This window comes from Brevibacillus sp. NRS-1366, assembly GCF_050467985.1.
On record NZ_JBITPN010000051.1, the window covers coordinates 1 to 21,040 of the forward strand.

22 protein-coding genes are annotated in these 21,040 nt (G+C 47.8%); 8 read left to right on the forward strand and 14 right to left on the reverse strand.

What is annotated here, in order from left to right; all coding sequences use genetic code 11:
• The first annotated feature begins 335 nt into the window (after positions 1-335).
• The gene (locus ACIFQN_RS29190; protein WP_429836555.1) at positions 336-617 is read left to right on the forward strand and encodes a hypothetical protein; all 282 of its coding nucleotides are present in this window, start codon (positions 336-338) and stop codon (positions 615-617) included.
• A 75-nt stretch (positions 618-692) separates the two neighbouring features.
• Here the strand turns inward: ACIFQN_RS29190 and ACIFQN_RS29195 are convergent, their stop codons facing one another.
• From ACIFQN_RS29195 to ACIFQN_RS29205, 3 genes are read right to left on the reverse strand one after another with little or no spacing between them, the layout of a single operon-like run.
• Positions 693-1,469: a fumarylacetoacetate hydrolase family protein gene (locus ACIFQN_RS29195; RefSeq protein ID WP_429836556.1), complete on the reverse strand. Its 777-nt coding sequence runs from the start codon at positions 1,467-1,469 to the stop codon at positions 693-695.
• 44 nt (positions 1,470-1,513) lie between these two features.
• Entirely contained in the window at positions 1,514-2,713 is a 1,200-nt protein-coding gene (gene thiI / locus ACIFQN_RS29200; protein WP_429836557.1) for a tRNA uracil 4-sulfurtransferase ThiI, read from the reverse strand.
• A gap of 48 nt (positions 2,714-2,761) precedes the next feature.
• Entirely contained in the window at positions 2,762-3,904 is a 1,143-nt protein-coding gene (locus ACIFQN_RS29205) for a cysteine desulfurase family protein (RefSeq protein WP_429836558.1), read from the reverse strand.
• A gap of 272 nt (positions 3,905-4,176) precedes the next feature.
• Here ACIFQN_RS29205 and ACIFQN_RS29210 point away from each other — a divergent pair, with 272 nt between their 5' ends.
• Together ACIFQN_RS29210 and ACIFQN_RS29215 are read left to right on the forward strand one after the other, a co-directional pair.
• Complete coding sequence (locus ACIFQN_RS29210; RefSeq protein ID WP_164684945.1) at positions 4,177-4,314, forward strand: hypothetical protein; 138 nt, start codon at positions 4,177-4,179, stop codon at positions 4,312-4,314.
• A 270-nt stretch (positions 4,315-4,584) separates the two neighbouring features.
• Complete coding sequence (locus tag ACIFQN_RS29215) at positions 4,585-5,598, forward strand: LysM peptidoglycan-binding domain-containing protein (protein ID WP_429836559.1); 1,014 nt, start codon at positions 4,585-4,587, stop codon at positions 5,596-5,598.
• A gap of 61 nt (positions 5,599-5,659) precedes the next feature.
• On the opposite strand, the gene dapF is transcribed toward ACIFQN_RS29215, so the two are convergent.
• The gene (dapF, locus tag ACIFQN_RS29220; protein ID WP_429836560.1) at positions 5,660-6,520 is read right to left on the reverse strand and encodes a diaminopimelate epimerase; all 861 of its coding nucleotides are present in this window, start codon (positions 6,518-6,520) and stop codon (positions 5,660-5,662) included.
• Between the two features lie 122 nt (positions 6,521-6,642).
• Here dapF and ACIFQN_RS29225 point away from each other — a divergent pair, with 122 nt between their 5' ends.
• Positions 6,643-7,176 (forward strand): DUF84 family protein, encoded by a 534-nt coding sequence (locus ACIFQN_RS29225; protein ID WP_429836561.1) that lies wholly within the window; start codon positions 6,643-6,645, stop codon positions 7,174-7,176.
• A 64-nt stretch (positions 7,177-7,240) separates the two neighbouring features.
• On the opposite strand, the gene ACIFQN_RS29230 is transcribed toward ACIFQN_RS29225, so the two are convergent.
• On the reverse strand, positions 7,241-7,819 hold the full coding sequence (locus tag ACIFQN_RS29230) for a DUF456 domain-containing protein (RefSeq protein WP_429836562.1): 579 nt from the start codon (positions 7,817-7,819) through the stop codon (positions 7,241-7,243).
• Positions 7,820-7,914: 95 nt separating this feature from the next.
• Here ACIFQN_RS29230 and ACIFQN_RS29235 point away from each other — a divergent pair, with 95 nt between their 5' ends.
• Complete coding sequence (locus ACIFQN_RS29235; protein WP_429836563.1) at positions 7,915-8,505, forward strand: hypothetical protein; 591 nt, start codon at positions 7,915-7,917, stop codon at positions 8,503-8,505.
• Between the two features lie 71 nt (positions 8,506-8,576).
• Here ACIFQN_RS29235 and ACIFQN_RS29240 read toward each other — a convergent pair whose 3' ends face one another.
• Positions 8,577-8,789: a DUF1540 domain-containing protein gene (locus tag ACIFQN_RS29240; protein ID WP_429836564.1), complete on the reverse strand. Its 213-nt coding sequence runs from the start codon at positions 8,787-8,789 to the stop codon at positions 8,577-8,579.
• Positions 8,790-8,918: 129 nt separating this feature from the next.
• Here ACIFQN_RS29240 and ACIFQN_RS29245 point away from each other — a divergent pair, with 129 nt between their 5' ends.
• Positions 8,919-9,698: an SDR family NAD(P)-dependent oxidoreductase gene (locus ACIFQN_RS29245; RefSeq protein ID WP_429836565.1), complete on the forward strand. Its 780-nt coding sequence runs from the start codon at positions 8,919-8,921 to the stop codon at positions 9,696-9,698.
• Here ACIFQN_RS29245 and ACIFQN_RS29250 read toward each other — a convergent pair.
• The gene (locus ACIFQN_RS29250) at positions 9,669-10,934 is read right to left on the reverse strand and encodes an MFS transporter (protein ID WP_429836566.1); all 1,266 of its coding nucleotides are present in this window, start codon (positions 10,932-10,934) and stop codon (positions 9,669-9,671) included. The genes ACIFQN_RS29245 and ACIFQN_RS29250 overlap by 30 nt on opposite strands.
• 228 nt (positions 10,935-11,162) lie before the next feature.
• Positions 11,163-12,374: an MFS transporter gene (locus tag ACIFQN_RS29255; protein WP_429836567.1), complete on the reverse strand. Its 1,212-nt coding sequence runs from the start codon at positions 12,372-12,374 to the stop codon at positions 11,163-11,165.
• A gap of 165 nt (positions 12,375-12,539) precedes the next feature.
• Between ACIFQN_RS29255 and ACIFQN_RS29260 the strand changes: the two genes are divergently transcribed.
• Both ACIFQN_RS29260 and ACIFQN_RS29265 read left to right on the forward strand, forming a co-directional pair.
• On the forward strand, positions 12,540-13,274 hold the full coding sequence (locus ACIFQN_RS29260; RefSeq protein WP_429836568.1) for an ArsR/SmtB family transcription factor: 735 nt from the start codon (positions 12,540-12,542) through the stop codon (positions 13,272-13,274).
• Positions 13,252-14,574, forward strand: a complete 1,323-nt coding sequence (locus ACIFQN_RS29265; protein WP_429836569.1) for an MFS transporter — start codon at positions 13,252-13,254, stop codon at positions 14,572-14,574. Before ACIFQN_RS29260 ends, ACIFQN_RS29265 begins: the two co-directional genes overlap by 23 nt.
• Positions 14,575-14,632: 58 nt before the next feature.
• On the opposite strand, the gene ACIFQN_RS29270 is transcribed toward ACIFQN_RS29265, so the two are convergent.
• The 6 genes from ACIFQN_RS29270 to ACIFQN_RS29295 form a co-directional block, all read right to left on the reverse strand.
• On the reverse strand, positions 14,633-16,075 hold the full coding sequence (locus ACIFQN_RS29270; protein WP_429836570.1) for a serine hydrolase: 1,443 nt from the start codon (positions 16,073-16,075) through the stop codon (positions 14,633-14,635).
• A 63-nt stretch (positions 16,076-16,138) separates the two neighbouring features.
• The gene (gene menC, locus ACIFQN_RS29275; RefSeq protein WP_429836571.1) at positions 16,139-17,251 is read right to left on the reverse strand and encodes an o-succinylbenzoate synthase; all 1,113 of its coding nucleotides are present in this window, start codon (positions 17,249-17,251) and stop codon (positions 16,139-16,141) included.
• Entirely contained in the window at positions 17,232-18,239 is a 1,008-nt protein-coding gene (locus ACIFQN_RS29280) for an ABC transporter ATP-binding protein (RefSeq protein ID WP_429836572.1), read from the reverse strand. The genes menC and ACIFQN_RS29280 overlap by 20 nt, the downstream gene beginning before the upstream one ends.
• Entirely contained in the window at positions 18,236-19,219 is a 984-nt protein-coding gene (locus ACIFQN_RS29285) for an ABC transporter ATP-binding protein (protein WP_429836573.1), read from the reverse strand. The genes ACIFQN_RS29280 and ACIFQN_RS29285 overlap by 4 nt, the downstream gene beginning before the upstream one ends.
• Positions 19,220-19,245: 26 nt before the next feature.
• Positions 19,246-20,100 carry an ABC transporter permease gene (locus ACIFQN_RS29290; RefSeq protein ID WP_429836750.1) on the reverse strand — a complete coding sequence of 285 codons (855 nt, stop codon included), beginning with the start codon at positions 20,098-20,100 and terminating at the stop codon, positions 19,246-19,248.
• Positions 20,101-20,116: 16 nt separating this feature from the next.
• A complete protein-coding gene (locus ACIFQN_RS29295) occupies positions 20,117-21,037 on the reverse strand; it encodes an ABC transporter permease (protein ID WP_429836574.1) in 921 nt (306 codons plus the stop codon).
• Between the last annotated feature and the right edge of the window lie 3 nt (positions 21,038-21,040).

Below are 21,040 nucleotides of genomic sequence, written 5' to 3' on the forward strand. Positions count from 1 at the left end.
TCAGTTTTCAAAGAACATTTTTCCAATTCGCCCAAAAGGCGACCTCTTTATCTTAGCATATTGCATTTTGTTTTGCAAGAGGTTTTTTTGACTAATTATTATCGCTCAGCGGCGACAAGATCTAATATAACAAAAACCAGCCTGAAGAGTCAAGATGTTTTTTAGCATTCTTGAATAAGTTTTTTTCAATAGAAATGAATAATCAAGGCAGAATTTAAATTTAATAAAATAAATGAGATAAGTCAATACAAAAACGAATAGGAGCGGTCTATTTATTTCAAACTATCCCTGAAACTGTATTCCTTCAACTGATCAACAGTAAAGGCGGTGTCCAGGTGGATCCCAAACCAACCTATGAAGAGTATGAAAATGACCATTACAGTGAACTATCCACTGTAGAATCACAGCGAAACGAAATTCTGCAAGAAGAATTTCCTGAAGGCCCCTATGGAGCTTCAACGAATGAGGTCAAGCTGGGTAAGGCCACAGGCTGGGAACCTGGTCAACACTCCACAACAACCCGCTTCACATACGAAACCCGACTCATGCATCAAGATTTGCCCCGTCAAGATCCTTCCGCTCATCCGGTTCACGACGATCCAAACGAAGAAGAATAATCGGATCATAACGTACCAAGCCCCCTCTACAACTATCCAGAGGGGGCTTGGCTTATGCCAGCAAGCAAGCGAAGACTATTCTTCAGCAACCACATGCGTGCTCAGTGTTCCAATACCTTCAATGCTTACTGAGATCTCATCGCCTGGTTTGAGCTCTCCAACACCGGATGGAGTCCCCGTAAGGATGACGTCCCCCGGTCGCAAGGTCATTACGGCAGAAACAGACTCAAGTAATTGCGGAATCGAGAAAACCATTTGGCTCGTATTTGAATCCTGACGCACTTCCCCATTCACGCGCGTCACGATACGCAAGTTTTGATAATCCAGTTTGGCAGCGATCGCAGGGCCAAGCGGGCAAAATGTGTCGAATCCTTTGGCACGTGTCCATTGCCCGTCCTTCATTTGCAAATCCCGTGCAGTCACATCTATTGCGCACGTAAATCCAAGGATGTAATCATCCGCCTCTTGTGCTTTAATCTTTTTCGCCTCTTTTTTAATCACAACCGCCAGTTCCCCTTCATAATGAAGGTTCTCCGTCAGTTTCGGGTAGACAATCGGTTCACCCGGACCTACGACAGTTGTGGATGGCTTCAAAAACATCAGTGGTTCTTGCGGCAATTCTATCGTCATCTCAGAAGCATGATCTCGATAGTTTACACCGATGCAAACCACTTTGCCAGGTTCGCTCGGGGCTTTTAACGTGATCTCATCCAATGACAGCTCGAGTCCAGTCATGATTGGTTTTGCCGTTTGAATCTTATAAATGTCCCCTTCAATCACACGCACCTTGTGATCCGCTTCCACCATCCATCCATGCTTCACCTTACCGTTGCGCTCATAACGGATTATCATGACGTCCTCTCCCCCGTACTCCTCTTTTTCCAGCAGCTTCTTAATTAGAATAGATCCGTTGTTGTTTCCTTTGGCTTGGTTGTAATTTCTTCTATTACTGTACGAGCAACCGCATCTTCAACGAGAGATTCGACATCCAAAGCCTCCTCAAAGCGGGCAGCAAGGTATGGCTTTGGCCGCGTAACCGGATTCTTAGGTGTAAATACGGTGCAGCAGTCTTCATACGGCAAAATAGACAGCTCATACGTATCAATTTTGCGGGAGAGATCTGTGATATCAATCTTGTCCATACCGACGAGAGGACGCAAGATCGGGATTGAAATGACTTTATTAATGGTATCCATGCTCTCCAGCGTCTGAGAGGCTACTTGCCCCAGACTTTCGCCGGTAGCGAGTGCTTTTGCTTTGGTATTTGCCGCTACTCTCTCCGACACACGCATCATAAATCGACGCATGATCGTAATGAGATAATCTTCTGGGCACTTTTCACGAATAGCTGTCTGGATCTCCGTAAAAGGTACGACGTGAAGACGAACGGTGCCGCCCCACTTCGTCAGCTTTTGCGCGAGATCACGTACTTTTTGCAGAGCCCGTTCACTTGTAAATGGATAGCTATGGAAGTGAATCGCTTCGAGCGTTACGCCCCGTTTCAACATCATCCATCCAGCGACCGGACTGTCGATTCCCCCGGACAACAACAGCAGCACTTTGCCACTTACACCTACAGGCAAGCCACCAGGACCAGGAATGGTTTCGCAACTAATGTAAGTTCCTTCTGTCCGGATTTCGATGTTCACGATCGCTTCTGGCTCATGCACATCTACACTGATGGCTGGAAGCGCGCGCAAAATATGGGTACCGACCATGCGGTTGACTTCCATGGAACCAATCGGGTAGCGCTTGTCAGCACGACGTGATACCACACGGAATGTGCGCGGCTGCGGACTCAGCTGACGAATCATTTCAAGCGCTTTTTCCTTGATCGTTTCAATATCTGGATCCACCTGGATCGTCGGGCTAAAAGATGATATGCCAAAAACGCGCTTCAAACGCTCCATGACCGCGTAGGCATCTTCACCGTGAAGCTCTACATACATTCTGCCATAATTGCGGCGTACCTTGACTTTGAAAAAGGAACGCAGCACGCTTTTTACACTTCTCACCAGAGCATCTTCAAACTGATCACGGTTCTTTCCTTTTAAGGCAAGTTCTCCGTAGCGAATTAATATAACATCGTAGTTCATGCTTATCTCCTTTATATAGAAATGCTTTTTTGAAAAGGCACTTTGACATTACTTCATATAAGAACGTAACTGGATGACGCAATCCTGTAGCGCCGCTAGAAACTGCTTAATATCTTCCGCAGTATTTTCTCTCCCCAAGCTGATACGCAGGGACGACAATGCACAATCCCTTTGAATGCCTATGGCAGTAAGTACGCGACTAGGCTCATTTGCTTTGGACGAACAAGCAGATTTGGTAGAGATCAAAAAGCCTCTCTCCTCCAAAGCATGCAGCAGAACCTCCGCCTTCACTCCCGGTACAGACAAATTCATTATATGGGGGGCGGCTCCTGTTTCTGGAGTGTTCACCAGACAACCGTCGATGCGTGCAATCCCGTCACGCAATTGCTGTTTCAAGCCTTGCAGCCGGATGCCCTCTACACTGCCCAACTCCTCTAAAATCCGAAAAGCCTTTGCCATTCCTGCAATCGACGGGAGGTTTTCTGTGCCGGATCGCACGCCGCCTTCTTGTCCGCCACCCATCAGCAGCGGATGAATGATCAAACCCTCTCGTTTATACAAAATGCCGATTCCACGAGGACCGTAAAATTTGTGGGCGGAAACGCTTAACAAATCGATACCTGAATCTTTGATCCGAATTGGTACTTTGCCGATCGCCTGTACCGCGTCAACATGAAAAAGAACCTTGGGATATTGTTTCAACCACTGGCCAATTTCTACAATCGGTTGAATGGTCCCCAGTTCATTGTTCACATGCATGACAGAAACTAGAATCGTATCAGGGCGCATCGCACACTTGACGTCCTCTACAGATACTCGACCATCGCGATCTACAGGAAGATATGTCACCATAAATCCCAAGCTCTCCAGTTGCTTACAGACATCGTACACCGCCGGATGCTCCACTTGGGTCGTAATAATATGCTTCCCTCTGTTCTGATATTGAAAGGCAATACCTTTAATCGCTGTATTATTGCTCTCCGTACCACCCGAGGTAAAAATAACTTCCCCCTCTTTGCATCCCAGATACTCGGCGGCAATCTTTCGAGCCTGCTTCAGCACATTTTCCGCTTCGACGCCTTTATGATGCAAAGAGGATGGATTGCCATAGTAGTTTTCCATTGCCCGTCTCACTGTCTCAATCACTTGAGGATGCGGTCGGGTTGTAGCACTGTTATCCAAGTAAATCACCAGTCCACACCTTCCTTGGGGCAAGCTGCCCTAAGTCTACGCTTCACATCATAACATGACTATTCCCTATTCATACAGTGCAAAGCACTCCACAAGCTTATTTTTCCCGACTTTACAGGAGGCAACAGCCAAATTTGACCAAATCCGAACGATCGTTCACAGAGTATTCACAGCTAAAACGCTTACAACCACATATAGGCTATTTACTTCCTTGATTCCATTCGTTAGAATAGTCAATAAATTTAGATAAAAACAACGAGGAGAGAACAACGATGACAACACAAGCTATGCAAGAAAAAATCAGAAAGATGGAAGCAGAATTGAAACGCCTGCAGGACGAATTGGCCAAAATGAACAAAAGCACGGACCGCACGGACGTCGCATATCTAAATGAGGTGTACAACGGGTGACTTTTCGCTTATTTTCTTTTCGATAGCGTGGGTAGTGGCAAGAAATAATTTGCCGCGACCACGCTATTTTTATGTCTATACACCCTTTTTCCACTACCCATTCTCCTACTATAGTTATAAACCGAGCTCTCCCACTGCGAGTCTATCCTCACAGTATGGAAATACCGCCCAATAGAGGGAGGATTTACCCAATGAAAGCCAGTGCTTTGACTGCTTACAATGATACTGTAACAGTCAAAAACATCTCGCTACGGCATCGAGGAGGCTTTCATGTTCAAAACAACACGATGGAAACGTCTAGCTGCACAAGCTACACTGATCGCTACCTTGCTCCCTGCCACATCTGTCTGGGCACAATCTGTTTCGGTAGCGCCGGGGGACACATTGGGGAATATCGCTTATCGGAATCAAATTACTGTTGAACAGCTAAAGCTCGCTAATCACCTGACATCTGACATGATTCTAGTAGGGCAAACTTTATACATACCTCCCCGCTCAGATACTTACACAGTGAAATCTGGCGATGTCTTGTGGAGGATCGCAGACAACCACGAAGTAACCATTCAGACTATTGTGAATGCCAATAATCTACAGACAACCGACCTCTTCATTGGTCAAAAGCTGCTCATCCCGACAACAGCAGCAACAGAGCAAGCCGAACTAGCAAAGCAGTCCTCTGGAACGGACAAGCCTTGGGTGGAAAACGTTCGCTACCAAATCGCTAAAGGAGATACTCCCTGGACAATTTCCCTTGCCCATGGCATTCCCATGTCAGAGTTCCTGCAAGTAAACGGACTATCCGAAACGGCTACCCTACAAATTGGACAAGCCGTACAGATTCCTGTACATCACATCCCTAAGACAGCAGTAGCAGGCCCTCAATTCGGCGAATACCTCGATTGGTTTAAAGCAGGTCAGTATTTGTTTCCGATAAACGCCGTCGCCAAGGTTACTGACTTCCAAACGAAAAAAAGCTTTCTTGTAAAGCGGACAATTGGTGCTTCCCATTCCGATACGGAACCGCTAACCTCGGCAGATACCGCGATCATTAAAAGCATTTGGGGAGGTACTTTTTCCTGGAGCGTACGACCGGTTATCGTTGAAGTAGATGGCAGACGAATAGCCGCGTCGATGACCTCGATGCCCCATAGTATCGAGTACGTTACTGATAACAATTTCAATGGACACTTTGACATCCATTTCGCAAATAGCTTGCGCCACAAAGATAACCTGTTTGACCCAGACCATCAGGAAGCAATTAAAATCGCTGCAGGCAAAAAATAATCGCTGAATAAAATCTTAAAAAACCGTTCCAGTCGCAATTGACCGAAACGGTTTTTTCTTTTTATTTATAAGGAATCGGTCCCTGGTAATTGCCTGAGAACACCTCTGTGGCCGGACCAGTCATGAAGACCCGATTGTCGTTTTCCGCCCAATGGATGATCAAGTCTCCTCCAGCTAGATGGACGGTTACTTCCCGGTCCGTCTTGCCGCTGAGGCAAGCAGCAACCGCTGCAGCACATGCTCCCGTGCCACATGCAAGTGTTACTCCGGATCCGCGCTCCCATACACGGAAGAGAATTTCCTTACGATTTAATATTTGGATAAATTCGACATTAGTGCGTTCTGGGAACCATTCATGAAATTCGATTTTCGGTCCGAACGAGACTACGTCCTCGTCACGTACTTCGTCAACGAAAATAATCGCGTGCGGATTGCCCATGGAAACGGCTGTCATCGTAAAAACTTTGCCATCAACCTCAATTATTTCTTCCCGGGCCTGTTCTTCAGGAATCCCTGTCATCGGAATAGCCGCACGTTCGAAGTGTGGCTCACCCATGTCGATCGTCACCTGTTCTACCTTTCCGTTCTCTCCGAGAGAAACGACAGGTGTCATGATCCCTCCCAGTGTCTCTACAGTGAAGGTAGATTTCCCCGTCAACCCATGGTCATATACGTATTTGCTCACACAGCGCAAACCGTTGCCACAGTTTTTTGCTTCGCTGCCATCGTTGTTGAAGACGCGCATGCGAAAATCAGCTCGCTCGGATGGCAAAATCAAGATCAATCCATCTCCGCCAATTCCAAAATGACGGTCGCTTACTCGTCTTGCCAGTTCAGGCAGATCTACGCCAGCCAAGTCTTCTTCAAAGCAGTTGACATATACGTAATCGTTGCCCAATCCATGCAATTTCGTAAATTTCATCGTCCACTCCTCTTTTTCTTTGTGATATCTGACTTTACGTATAAGGTCTATCTTATCACAACACACCCTTTTGTGGGAAAGTGGTATACTACGTCTTAATGTTGGAAAAGGAGGATTGGCGCATGGATTTTTCTTCGTTGCGGTTTTGTCTAGGAACCATGAATGATGCAAAGCGATCAGCTGTTCAAATGGCTACCGGAGTGGATCCCCTCTGTCTGTCGGTTCCATCAGGCATTTCCGATCAGCCTATGAGTGAAGACGAGACAATTACCGGTGCCATCAATCGAGCAAAAACCGTACTGGAAGCTCTACCTGAAGCACAAATTGGTCTTGGCTTGGAAGGTGGCCTGATGTACGATGAGCACTTCACTCGCCAATGGTATCTCATATCCGTCTGTGCCGCCTGGAACGGCCAGCAGCTTTTTTTTGGAAAAGGCTTGTCCTTTCCGATCCCGAATTTGGCGGTACAGCGTATCCAGCAAGAAAAAATAGAGCTAAGTACGATCATTGACGAATGGAGCCAAACGACACATAGCAACCACCGAGGTGGCGCCTATGCTCTATTGACGGATGATCGAGTCCGGCGCGCGGATGTTTTTCGTGACGCAGTGATTGCCGCGATTACTCCATTTGTCTCTCCCTATTACCGAAAATGAATCCGTAAAAAGGGCAAAAACCTCTCCAGGTACAACGACCGGAGAGGTTTTTGCGGGTTCGCGCTTACCGGGCTCTGTAGTACGGGTAGATGACCAATGCGCCCAAGATGGCGATTGCACCTATAATCATCGCCCAAGTCCCCAGCGCTCGCGAATTTCGTCGATACGCCAGGTAACCAAGCACCATCCCTATGGGAGCAACCAGATACGGCATGAGAAACAGGGAAAGGATGGATAATCCCAAGCCTGTCATTCCGATGCCACTCGCCCCATTTTCCCGACCATCCTCATTATCAACTGCACGAGAAGAACGACGTGCTGGTATCGGTTCGGCGATCTCCGCCGACGCCTCAACATCGTTATCTCTAACAGCAGGAGGATCACCATGCTCCTCCCTTGTTAGGACCACTCCGTCCAGACGCTCCGAAAAGTCGGTTCTCTCCCTTTCTGAATCGCCTAGGTAGCGCTCTGTCTGGGTATACGGGTCATACTCAATACGTTTTTTGGTCCGGGCTTCGTGTCGATCGAACTCAGCTTGGGTCCACGTATCGGCAGCAAACTCCGTATCGTGCATATCGACGGTCTCGGAAAAGCCGGTATCTTCCTTCCGCTTCGCATTCATACGTTCTTTGTGGTCCGCCATGGTATGCTCAGCCCCTTCTTGTCCAAAGGATTTGTGATGAAGGAAGTAGCCTTATTGTCTGCCTAAGGTGTACAATTTAATCGGGAGGCGAAAGAATGAAACCAGAGAAAGTCCTAACCATTGGTATTGATATTGACGGGACAGTGACTTCACCAAGCAGTATTGTCCCTTTGATGAACGAAAGCTTTGGAAAAGATTTACGATATGAAGACTGTTACGAGTATAATCTGGCTAACGTGTACAACATCACGGACGCTGAATTTGACGATTGGCTCGATCAAAACGGTGGCCGCCTGTATGATGAATCCCCTGTACACGGAAATGCCGATCAGATTCTCCGCAAGTGGCATTCCCAATTTCGACTCGTCTATATTAGCGCGCGGGATGCGCGTCATCGCGATGTGACACTTAACTGGTTTTCACGGTTTGACATTCCTTTTCATGAGATCGATCTGGTGGGGAGTCACGATAAGCTGGCAGCGGCACGAAAATGGCAAGTAGACTTGTTTATGGAGGACCGACTGGAGAACGCTTTGCAGTTATCTGAAGCCCTGCAAATTCCAGTCCTTCTCTTCGATACCCCCTACAATCAGGGTACACTTCCAAAACTCGTGCATCGGGTAACTTCTTGGGATGATGTCCAAGAAAAAGTGAGTGAGCTTATCCTCACAAAGACAAGCCTTTAGGGCAAGTCATTGCAAAAAGACGTATCGTTAGCAGATACGTCTTTTTGAGCCTATTGGCGGCACTTCTTTTCCTATTTTTTCGGTTTGAATGTGTGACAACAGGTCTGGGATGAGGAATTCGCTTGATCTTGGTGCTGACTTGCGTATTCGAATTCACCGGCAAACTCTTCCTTGAATTTCGCATTCGCGTGCGCGTCAATTTCCACCATGATCATATCAGCGTTACAGTTGTTACCTTCTCCCCAGTATCCACAGTTTGCAACACTGCACTTTACTTGTGGCATGTCATTTCACCCCCTAGGGGCTATCCTTCACAACTAGCCTTACGCTTATACTTAAATTCAGCGAGGAAATTGACCATGTCAGCTTTCGATTTGTCATTTCATCCCACTAGAAAGAGGTTGGTTTCTACCATGTCATCCTCACGCATCGTCGTCATCACTGGTGCTTCCGGCGGACTCGGGCGAGCACTTACCGAGCTCCATCTAAAAAAAGGAGACTTGGTCATTGCCACAAGCCGCACCCCAAGTTCCCTGGAAGCATTGACTGACCAGCTTTCCAGGCATGAAAAACTGTATATCCATCCCTTGGACGTAGGGAGCAATGACGCTGTACGCCAATTTGCTGCATGGGTGCACGTACGTTTTGGCAAATGCGACCTTCTCTATAACAATGCCGGAATGGCGGTTTTTGAATCGCTTGTGAATATGCGATTAGAAGAGCTGGAAGAAACTCTCCTCACCAACATCGCCGGTGTCATGTACACGACACGTGCTTTTTTGCCGATGATGCTGCAAGAGGGCACTGGACATATTATCAATATCGCATCGCTCGCTGGGCAGGTTGCCACAGCCAAAGCCGCTGTTTATGCTGCGAGTAAAGCAGCCGTTATCCGTTTTAGCGAGGGGCTTCGACATGAGCTAGCCGATAGTGGCATTCACATCACCTGTGCCTTGCCCGGCCCGATTGATACGCCATTTTTAGATCGGGCTGACAAAACAGGAGCGTACCGCAGCAAAGTAAGCCGCTACCTGCTGTCCCCCGAGCGGACAGCTGCTCTCATTTGCAAAGCAGTAGAAAACAAACGGCCTGAAATAGCCATGCCTTTTCGCCTGCATGCCCTTTCCCGCCTATACAGCTTTTTGCCGTATCGGCTGAAAACACTAGTCGCCCCGCTCCTCAACCGCAAGTGAAGACTGATCCTCCACTTGCCTTAGCACCCCAAATGCGATGACCCCGCAAATGATACAGACGACTGCTCCAGCTCCAAACAGGCCCTGCACCCCTAATGCAGGAATCAACAATCCTGAGATGACGGCACCTGCAGGCATTCCTGTCCCCGTAATCGTTCGAATGCTTGTCATTACTCGCCCCAGCAGGGCATCAGGCACCTGCTTTTGCAGATAGCTCTTGTACAAGATGTTGTACGGAGAGTAGCTAAAGCCTGCCAACGCCATTGCCAGCATCGCAACCTCTAGGCGTGAAAATAGAGCGAGTGGCAATGTCGTTACGCCCCAAGCCACGATGATTCCTGCCAGTGTTATTCCAAGTGGCATTTTCCAGGTAATCGTTGAAAAGAATAAAGAACCAAGCAGTGCCCCGATTGCCAAAGACGACCAGAGCATTCCCAAAGCTACTGAGCCGCCCTGCAAATCCTGATTCGCATACAAAGGAAGTGCGACTTCAATCGGCCCATACGACATGTTAAACAAGAAGGTAAACAAAATGAGCGCAATCATTTGTTTTTGACCGAATACATAACGATAACCCGTCTTCATATCAGTGAGCAGCGAGCGCAAAAATGGTCCAATGTGACCGCTTATAGCCGCTGCCGGATTTGCACTTTGTGTCAATTTTTTGGGCAGTCGCGAAAAACAGAACGCGCAAACAAAGAAGCTAAAGGCATCAATCAAGAGAACGTACGCTTCTCCAATAAAACTAATGAGTACACCAGCCAAAGCTGGGCCAAACATGTAAACAATTTGCCACTGGCTTTCCATGACGCCATTTGCCTTGACGAGGTGCTTTTTATCTGTCACCAATCTCGGCAATAGCGTCTGGGCACCCGCTGAACTAAGCGGTGAAAGAACCCCCGCTATCACAATCAACACATACACCAGGAAAAGCGGTACTTGATCTACCTGGAGCAAGATGACTAAAGCGATAAAGATAAATCCCCGCGCCACATTGTCCACCATAATCAGTTTTCGTCGATCATACCGATCCAACAACACTCCCGCCACCAGCCCTGCAAATACAGCAGGAAGCATGTAGGCAAGTATGACTCCTCCCATTGCGACGGATGAGCCTGTTTTTTTCATGATAAACCAAGTCAAGCCCATCCAGCCAAACTGATCCCCTAGCCCGGATAAGAACATGCCTAGCCAATACCAGCGAAAAGAGTGCTGGCGCCATAATTCTTTCATCATCTATCTTCCTTTTCTTTCCTTTGTTTGCCCTAATTGTAACTTTTCAACCATACTTTTTCAATAATTATATTTATTAAATGAAAAAACTTCTTTGGAAATTAGAAAACCTGGCTGCGCCATGCCTTTTGGCCAGCCGCGGTTGCCCTTATACTGGATAGGAATTTAATAAATTCCTATCTGTACAAGGAAAAACCCTTTGCTCATTAAGCAAAAGGTTCTTCGTTCCCTTTAATAGGCTTTCGCTTCCGTTTTTTCCAGTTGCCGACGACTCCATAACCAAATGAATCCCGCTATCACCCCAAAAACGCCGAGCCATACGGAAACAACAGCACTTCCTACCTTCTCTGCTCCATAGCCCAGGATGAGACAGCTTACCGAAAAGCTGCCCATGGTCGCCATTTCTCTGATGGAAAAAACTCGTGCCAGGTAAGCCGGGTCCGCCAATCGCTGCAGTTTGGTAACGGACAAAATAGTTGAGCCAAATGAAGCAAACGAGCAAAAAAGAATCGCCACAGCCAGACCGAGCAGCGGCTTAATATGGAATACGGCAACGATCGAACACCCCATTGCCACCAATGCCCACCCTTGTACGGCTGACACCCCTTTTTCACCTAGCCGATAGGAAATTCGGTTGACGACAAGCCCTGCCAAAACACCGCCCAGCCCGAGCGGAATATCCAGCAAACCGAACACGTACAAGCCTTCTTTGCGCTCGGAAAGCACATGAAACATGAGCATGATGTAATAAGCCCCGCATACCCGCTCTGCCATCTGATACATGATGACACGGCCAATCTCTTTTTGCTTGCTGATATAGCGAAAGCCTTCCTGCAGCCTTTCCGTAAAGCTTGTTTTTGCCTGTGACACAGATGCACTGGCGATCTCGGGTAGACGCAGCAAAATCAATAGGGAGACTAAATAACAAGCTGCATCGAGTAAAAAATTGTAGCGATAGGAGAACAAATAAACCAGGATAGCAGCGACCCCTTGGCAGACAATAATTAAAAAGGATGTTGTTCCCTGTAAAAGCGAATTGGCAGCTAAACGATCTTTTTCCTCTACCGAGCTGACAATGGCAACCTGCATCGCGGGCTGAAAAAACGCACTGCATATATTGACCAGAATCAGCAATAAAAAAGCTACCCATAAGTAGGTAACAGAGGTAATGAAGAAAAAGAGACTGACAAGAACCCCGCGAAGCAAGTTTACGATAATCATCACACGACGTTTATCCCAGTTTTCTACGAGCGCACCTGAGAAAAAGCTGGTTAAAACATAAGGCAGCATCCGAAAAACAGTGCCCGCCGCAAATGATAAACCCGACCCGCTTAAATCATTAAGTAGGCCAACAACAGCGATAAACGTAAATTCATTCCCGATGATGTGAATGATATGAGCCGTATACAAACGGCGAAAGACGGGATGTTGCAGCAAAGACATGAGAAAAGCATCCTTTCACCGTTTTCTCGTATTGTAACACTTGTCAAAAAATAGTGGCAAATTGTTCTTGCGAAACAGACTGTTTTACTGTTACAATACGTTCAAATAAAACTGAACGTCTAAAATTAAAAAAACGTTCATCTTAATCGAAATGAGGGTGATTACTTGAAGCGCTACCTAGTTGTCGAATCACTGGATCAACTAAAAGCAGTCAGCGATTCTTTGCGGATGCAAATGATTACGATACTGGTAAAAGACGCATACACAGGAAAGCAGCTATCCACGCTCCTCTCCCTCTCCGCGTCCAAAGTTCATTATCATCTCAAGGAATTGGAAAACCACGGCTTCATCGAGGTCGTCCGTACAGAAGAAAAGAACGGTATCGTGCAAAAGTTTTATCGAGCCGTTGCTTATGATTTTAAAGTAAGTGACGACCTACTCCCCTCGTTGCACGAAGATACGATGCTTTTACAAGAGTCGATGTTGAATCATTTGCGCTCGAGCATCAGCCGTTTATACAACGCCCCGGATGAGTCGTTTATGCAATTTGCTGAGCCTGGGAACCGTCCTCCAGCTATAGCGTTGAATTCAGAAGTGAAGGCTCCCCGCCACGAAATCGCCGAATGGCTGGCTAAATATCAGGCGCTTATAGATGAGCTGGGAGACATGGAAGAACGCTATTTAAAGCGTATTGCTGCTGGGGAAGTCGAAGATACCGAAGAAAACTTTTACATGGTGACAGTTGGGTTTATGACCAATGAGCGCTACTATGTTGCAAATGATGAATCTCTGCCTGACAACTATGAGTATATTTCCTCAGATTTCAAACATCTGTCTGGTAAGCTGGTCGTCAAAAAGAAGAAAGGAGCAGGTCGAGATGACAAGTCAAGCAGCGAATAAAGCGCTCTGGAGGAACAGTTCCTTTGTCAGGCTCTGGTGTGGAACGATTCTCTCTGCGATGGCAGATGGAGCTTTTTTTATCCTGCTATCGTGGTTTATTGTGGATGTGACAGGCTCAGAAGCGATGCTGGGCACGACCTTGATCTGCATGTCCATCCCCCGCCTGCTCTTTATGCTCGCAGGGGGAGTTGCCGCGGATAGATGGAACCGCAAATGGATTATGTTTGTCTCCATCCTGGCCAGAGGCTTGATTCTCGTCGGTTTCAGCCTGCTTTTGATGAATGAGGGCAATAGCCTACTGCCTATCTCCGCTTATGTATTGGCTGTGCTTTTTGGAACGGTAGACGCCTTTTTTTGGCCTGCCCGCAGCTCAATTCTGCCCTCTCTCGTTTCACGTGAACAACTGGCGCCAGCCAACAGCATGATGGAAATCTCCCAACAAATCAGCATGGTTGGCGGTCCTGTCGTTTCAGCGCTGCTGATCAAAACGACTACGTATCCTGTCATGTTCCTCATACTAGGGATCGCTTTTTTCGCAGGAACCTTGTTTATCCTCTCACTCCGTTTGCCTCCGCGTGCAGGTGTAAAAGATTCAGGTGATAGGGAGCATACCTCTTCCGCTGCCAAAACCTCCTATTTGAAAGACATTACAGGAGGAATCCGCTATACTTTTTCTATTCCGATCCTTTGTATTATTCTAGTGACTTCCCTCTTTACCAATATGATGTTTTCGGGCCCCATCAACATGGGCATACCGCTTCATGTCAAGGACCTCGGCTGGGACGGCAGCTCGTATAGCTCATTGAGCCTTTCGCTTGGCATTGGTACCATTGTGGGCGGGATTTTGACAGGTTTATGCAAGGGTTTTCGCGGAAGGTTCCTCATTCTTCCAGTTCTTCTAGGCATCATGGGCGTCGGTATGAGCTCTCTATTCTTCATGCAGCAGCTTCCTTTTGGTTTGATAGCGATGTCCCTCATCGGAATGACACTTACAATGACGAACATTCCCTTAATTACGTATATCCAGACCATTGTGCCTGCAAACGTGCTTGGACGCGTCATGTCTTTGCTTTCCCTCATGTCCATCGGGTTTGGTCCGGTTAGCTATGCCCTCTGCTCCTTTTTACTTGAAGCCAAAATAGCAACGCCCGGACTTCTACTCTTTACCGGGGGAATTATTTTTACCTGCATCGGACTCAGCCTCTTGTTGATTCCTCCTTTTCGGAAAATGGAAGAGCATCCCGATTGGAAACGTACATCCGTTAAAGCGTCCGAAGCAAGCGCGTCCCTTTCCTCGTAAAACAAGAAACGCACACCTTACAAGCTGATTGCATGCTTGCAGGTGCGCGTTTTCGCGTTTAGACTGTCGTCTGTTCTTTTACGACTGAAGACTTGAGCAATTGACGTCCTCCAATGAACAACCTGATACTGACTCCCGTCTCATCTCGAACGAATCGAATAAACGAATCATTCTCTCCCCTTTTAAAAACAAAGCTGTCTTCTCCGACAGGTCTTAACGGTATGCTTGTTCCCATAATTTTCACAACCAAACCATTTTCCTGAATCTCAACGGTTACTTTCGCCCCTTCCGCGGAGCGATAAGCACCGACTAAGGATGTAAGCAACTCTGTTGACACTTCATAATCAGGATAAACGAACGGGGCGGTATTAGCAGGCTTTCCGTTGGTCTCATTCAAGATGCCGTGCATGATGTCTGCCGCAGGCCCACCATCGACATTCATGAGAACGGCTCCCGTCAAATTGCGCTCTGGGATGAAAAACAATTGGGCACTGACACCTTTTACAGCTCCCCCATGCTCAATCAGCGTTCCACCATGGCAGTCACTCGCAATCATAAACCCGTACCCATATCCTTGATGAGGATTCATCGGAGTGTGAGAGAGTGTCATCTGACTCACGCTCTCTTCAGACAAAATCCGTTTCTCGCCAACCAACCCACCTGTGCGGAAAATCTCAGTAAAGCGTAGCAAATCATGGATGGTTGATTTCAACTTACCTCCTGCACGCATAGACGGTGCATCCCACCAAGCTGGAGATCGGTAAACCTCACCACCATCCGCCGCACTTTTGCGGGTAAACAGTGTCGCGACTTGAGTGTCTTGAGGCAGGTCCTCGAGGAGAAAAGCACTCCGTGTCATCCCGGCAGGGTCCAAAATATTCTCTTTCACGAACTGCTCATACAAAATTTCGCTCACTCGCTCGATGATGACTCCAAGCAGTGCGTAGCTGTCGTTAGAATAGCTGAACTGCGTGCCTGGAGGACCAAGCAGCTCGTAATCAAGTCCAGAAATGTAGGTGACAAACTGGTCTTTTGTATCAATCGCTTCCATCTTTTCTAAATCAAACTCTAAACCAGAGCTGAAGCTACCGCTTTCTGGATCGTTTTCCATACTTCTTTTCATTGCGCCCATTAACGTGTCAAATGCAGGGAAGCCGGCAGTGTGCGTCATCAGATGATGAATCGTTATTTCCCGGGTAAATGCTTCATTGGGGGTACGCAGCTCCGGAATATACTTGATCACTGGATCGTGAACAGAGAGCTTTCCCGCTTCTTGAAGCTGCATGATTGCGACACATGTAAACATTTTGGTAACCGATCCGATCCCAAATACCGTATCCGCAGTCACAGGCTGAGCATCATCCGTGTTATCCGTGAGACCGAACCCTTGAAAATAGCTCATTTCACCATTCTCTGCCAGTCCCACAGTTGCCCCCGTGATCTTCGCCTTTTCAAGCAGCTTTTGCGCATACTCTTCAAACGATTGGATCCACTTTGCCACTTTCCTTCTCCCCTTTATTTTCTTTCTATATGATTAGGAGGGCACTTACATTGCCTCTTGCTGCTACGGCCGAAAGTTTACTGAACGAATCACATACTTGCCGACAGCCCGTGGATTTACCGTGAAGCCGATTCCATGGCGGTCTGGAACTGCCATTTGTCCAGGAGCGACAAGTTCAACACCAGGCTCCACGATGTCTTCCTCCCAATAGCGACTGGAAGCAGCCGTATCTCCCGGGATTGTAAAATTAGGCAATGTAGTTATAGCGATATTGTGCGCACGACCTACTCCTGATTCAATCATGCCGCCGCACCAGACGGGAATGTCATGAGCCTGACAAAAATCGTGAATCCGCTTGGACTCGGTCAGTCCCCCTACGCGGCCCACTTTAATATTAATGATCTTGCAGCTGCCCAATTCGATCGCTTTGCGCGCATCTTCTACACTGTGGATGCTCTCATCCAAACAAATCGGCGTGCGCAGCTCTTTTTGCAGCTTGGCATGATCGATGATGTCATCATGTGCCAGCGGCTGTTCAATCATGATCAGTCCGTATTGATCCAGCTCCTTCATCACGTCCAGATGCTCCATCGTATACGCAGAGTTGGCATCGGCCATCAGCGGCACATCATCTCCGAAGCGCTCCCTGATCGAACGGATTACCTCAACGTCAAAGCCCGGCTTGATTTTTACCTTGATCTTTTTATACCCTTCGCCCAGATGCCGCTCTACTTTGTCGAGTACCTGGCCTACCGTTGGTTCAATCCCAATGCTGATGCCCACATCGATGACCGATTTCTCTCCACCTAGTGCCTTGGCAAGTGAGATCCCTTTTTGTTTGCTGTAGAGATCCCAAATAGCGCCTTCCAAAACTGCTTTTGCCATGTTGTTACGCCGTACGGGAGCAAACAGGCGATCTACATCTTCCGGTGTCTCGATCGGATTGGCAAAAAGCTTCGGAACGAGGAACCGTTCCATCATGTGCCAAGCGGTCTCAGTTGTTTCTTCATTATAGTAAGGATCCGGCATCGCTACGCATTCCGCGTGCCCAACCCCTCCTTCTCCATAGACGCTGACCAGGAGTAAATCTTTCATAACCGTGCTCCCAAAACTGGTTTCAAAGCGGAAACGAAGTGGCATGTGTAGCTGCTGTAATTCAATTCGCTCTATTTTCAATGATTTTCATCCCTTCTTCGCCGTAAAGGTGGCACGCTACAAAATGTCCTGGATTTTCCTGGATAGCAACTGGTCTGACGGTTCGACACAGCTCCACACTGTGCGGGCAACGCGTATGGAACGTGCAGCCTGATGGTGGTCTTGCCGGATTAGGGACGTCACCTGTAAGTACGATTCTCTCTTTTTTTCGCAACGGATTGGCTTTGGGCACAGCAGACATCAGCGCTTGTGTGTACGGATGCATCGGTCTTGCAAACAGATCTTTTTTATCTGCGATTTCAACGATTCGCCCCAAATACATCACAGCGATGCGGTCACTGATGTGACGAACGATACCCAGGTCATGCGAGATGAACAGATAGCCTAATCCGAGGCGTTGCTGTAAATCCTGTAAAAGATTGACGATTTGAGCTTGAATGGAGACATCCAGTGCTGATACAGGTTCGTCGGCAACAATCAGCGAAGGCTGAACAGCCAAAGCGCGGGCAATCCCGATTCGCTGACGCTGTCCACCACTGAATTCATGTGGATACCGACTAGCGAACGACGCATTGAGCCCCACCAGTTGAAGCAACTCCTTCACCTGATCAACGCGTTCATTAGCAGATAGATGCGGCAGACGAACTCCAATCGCTTCTTCCAATGCTTTTTGCACCGTCATTCTTGGGTTCAGCGATGCATACGGGTCTTGAAACACGATTTGCATCCGTTTTCGCAAAGGACGAAAACGAGAAGCGGATAATTTTGAAATCTCTTGTCCTTCAAAATGAATGGTTCCGCCTGTTGGTTCGATGAGTCGCATGATGCTTCGGCCAGTAGTCGATTTCCCGCAGCCGCTTTCCCCAACCAAGCCAAGCGTTTCGCCCTTTTTTACATGGAAGGTCACCCCATCAACGGCCTTGACCACTTCTTCATTTTTCTTAAAGAGCCCTTTGTTGATGGAAAAGTACGTTTTCAGATCGTTGACTGCTAACAGTTCCTCTCTCATACCGCCATCTCCTTATTCTCGTACAGCCAGCAGCGTACCGCTTGTGATCCAGTTGCCAGCAGTGGCGGTTTTTCATTGTGACAACGCTCATGGGCATGGGGACAGCGGAACCGAAATGCACATCCCTGCGTAACTTCTCCCAGAAGAGGTACACTCCCTTCAATCGGTTCCAGCCTGAGCCGGTCTTGTTCATCCATATCCGGTATACTGCGCAATAGCCCTGTAGTATACGGATGCAACGGATTTACGAACAAACTGGCAACATCTGCTTCTTCTACAATCTCACCGTAATACATCACCAGTACACGGTCAGCCATCTCTGCCACAACACCCAAGTCATGGGTAATCAAAAGCACTGAAGTATTACTGTTTTCTTTCAGCTCATTCATTAGTTCCAATATTTGCGCTTGGATCGTAACGTCTAAAGCGGTAGTCGGCTCATCGGCAATCAACAAGTCAGGATTGCATGCCATCGCCATGGCGATCATGACCCGCTGCTTCATCCCACCGGACAGTTGGTGGGGATACTCCCGCATGATGCTTTCCGGACGAGGCACTCCGACTTTTTTGAGCATCTCGATCGCTTTGGCCTGACGTTCTTTTTTGGATAAATCACTGTGGAGCAGGTACACTTCCTCCAATTGCTTGCCAATTGTGTGAACGGGGTTGAGCGACGTCATCGGTTCCTGGAAAATCATGGCGATCTCATTTCCACGTATCGAACGCATGGCTTTCTTATCTAATTGATTCAGAATTCTATCCCTGAAGTGGATGCTTCCTTCCATCCGCGTAAACGTCTCGGACAAGAGGCCCATGATCGCGAGCGATGTAACACTCTTGCCGCAGCCCGACTCCCCTACCAATGCGACCGTTTCTCCCTGTCGAATGTGAAAGGAAATACTCTGCAGCGCAGGAAGCGTTCCTTTTTCCGTCTGAAATTGAACACGTAGATCTTTTACCGCAAGCAAAACATCCTGCATCAGGTGGTTGCCCCCCTTTCCTCCCATTACCTTGTTTTTGGATCTAGCGCATCGCGCAATCCGTCCCCTAACAGATTAAAGCCAAGGACCACCAGCATAATGGCCATTCCTGGAAAGATCGACATCCACCAAGCTTGACTCAAAAACGATTTTCCTACAAAAACCATTGCTCCCCACTCCGGCATAGGCGGCTGCGCACCCAGTCCAAGAAAGCTCAACGCTGCTGCTGCCAATATGCTGACGCCAAACTGGATGGTAGACAGCACGATAATCGGCGACAAAATATTGGGCAAAACATGCTTCATCATGATTTGCCAGTCCCGTATTCCCAAAGCTCTGACAGCCTCAATGAATTCCTTTTCACGTATAGACAGGACAGCCGAACGTACGATCCTAACATAGGAAGGAATGACAGCAATCACAACTGCGATCATGGCATTCGTCAGCCCCGGTCCCAGGACGGCAATGACCGCAATCGCTAGCAAGAGAGCTGGCAACGACATGAGAATATCCATTCCTTGCATGATAAACAGGTCAACCCGGCGGTAGTATCCAGCAATAATCCCCAGTGTAACGCCAATGACAGTAGAGAGTACGACTGTAATCAGCCCCATCAACAAGGAGATTCGTCCGCCGTGCAGCAATCTTGAAAAAATATCTCTCCCAAAATCATCCGTTCCCAAAAGGTTCGTGAGGCTTGGGGAGGCCAGACGATTATCAAAATTCATCTGATCCACAGGGTGCGGTGCAATCAGCGGAGCAAGCAGTGATCCGACAATAAACAGGAGAAGAATGATGGCCCCACCCATCGCTGTTTTATTGCGGCTCAATCGCATTCCGATGACTTTCCAATACGACTCAGGTCGATTATTGTTCACGATCGTTCTGCTCCTCTCCCTAGTCGTAGTGGATACGCGGATCAACCACACTGTAAATTAAATCCACGATCAAATTCGTTGTTGCAAAAATCAATGCCATGAAGAACACCATTCCTTGTACCGTTGGCATATCTCGCTTGCCTATGGCTTCGATCGCCAAACTACCGATCCCCTGCAAGGAAAAGACGGTTTCTACTACCACTGCTCCTGCCATGAGCGAGCCAAATTGCAAACCAATCATAGTGATGACCGGGATGATCGCATTCGGCAGTCCATGGCTGAAAACCATACGGATCAACGCCGCTCCCTTGGCTTCCGCTGTGCGCATGTAATCCTGCCTGATGACTTCCAGCATACTGGAGCGGGTCATCCGAGCGATCATCCCCGCTTCCGCCAATCCTAACGTGATTGCGGGAAGTAACAAAGAATGAACACCTTCATACCCAGAGATCGGGAATAGCGCCAGCTTATAAGCAAAGACCCAAATCAGGAACAGTGCAATCCAGAAGCCTGGTGCCGAGATCCCCACCAAGGATGAGAGAACAACCAGCCTGTCAACTATCGTATTTTGCTTAATTGCGGCGATGGTTCCGAGAATAATCCCGAATATTGCCGCAATGATTACGCTTAAAACAGCGAGCTGCAGTGTTATTGGAAAACGTGACGTAATTTGCTCCCACACCGTTTCTCCTGTAAAAAGGGAAGTCCCTAAATCACCGACCATTAGTCTTCCTAAAAAGTGCACGTATTGCTGCCAAAGCGGCTGATCAAGCCCAAGTGTTGCACGCATTTGGCTGACTGCCTCCGGGGTAGCAAACTGTCCAAGAATCACTGTAACGGGATCACCTGGGATTAGATGCACCATGAGGAAGATGAGGACGGATACCCCTAGTAGTGTACCTACTAGGGAAAGCAGCCTCTTTAGTACGTATCGACGCATGCC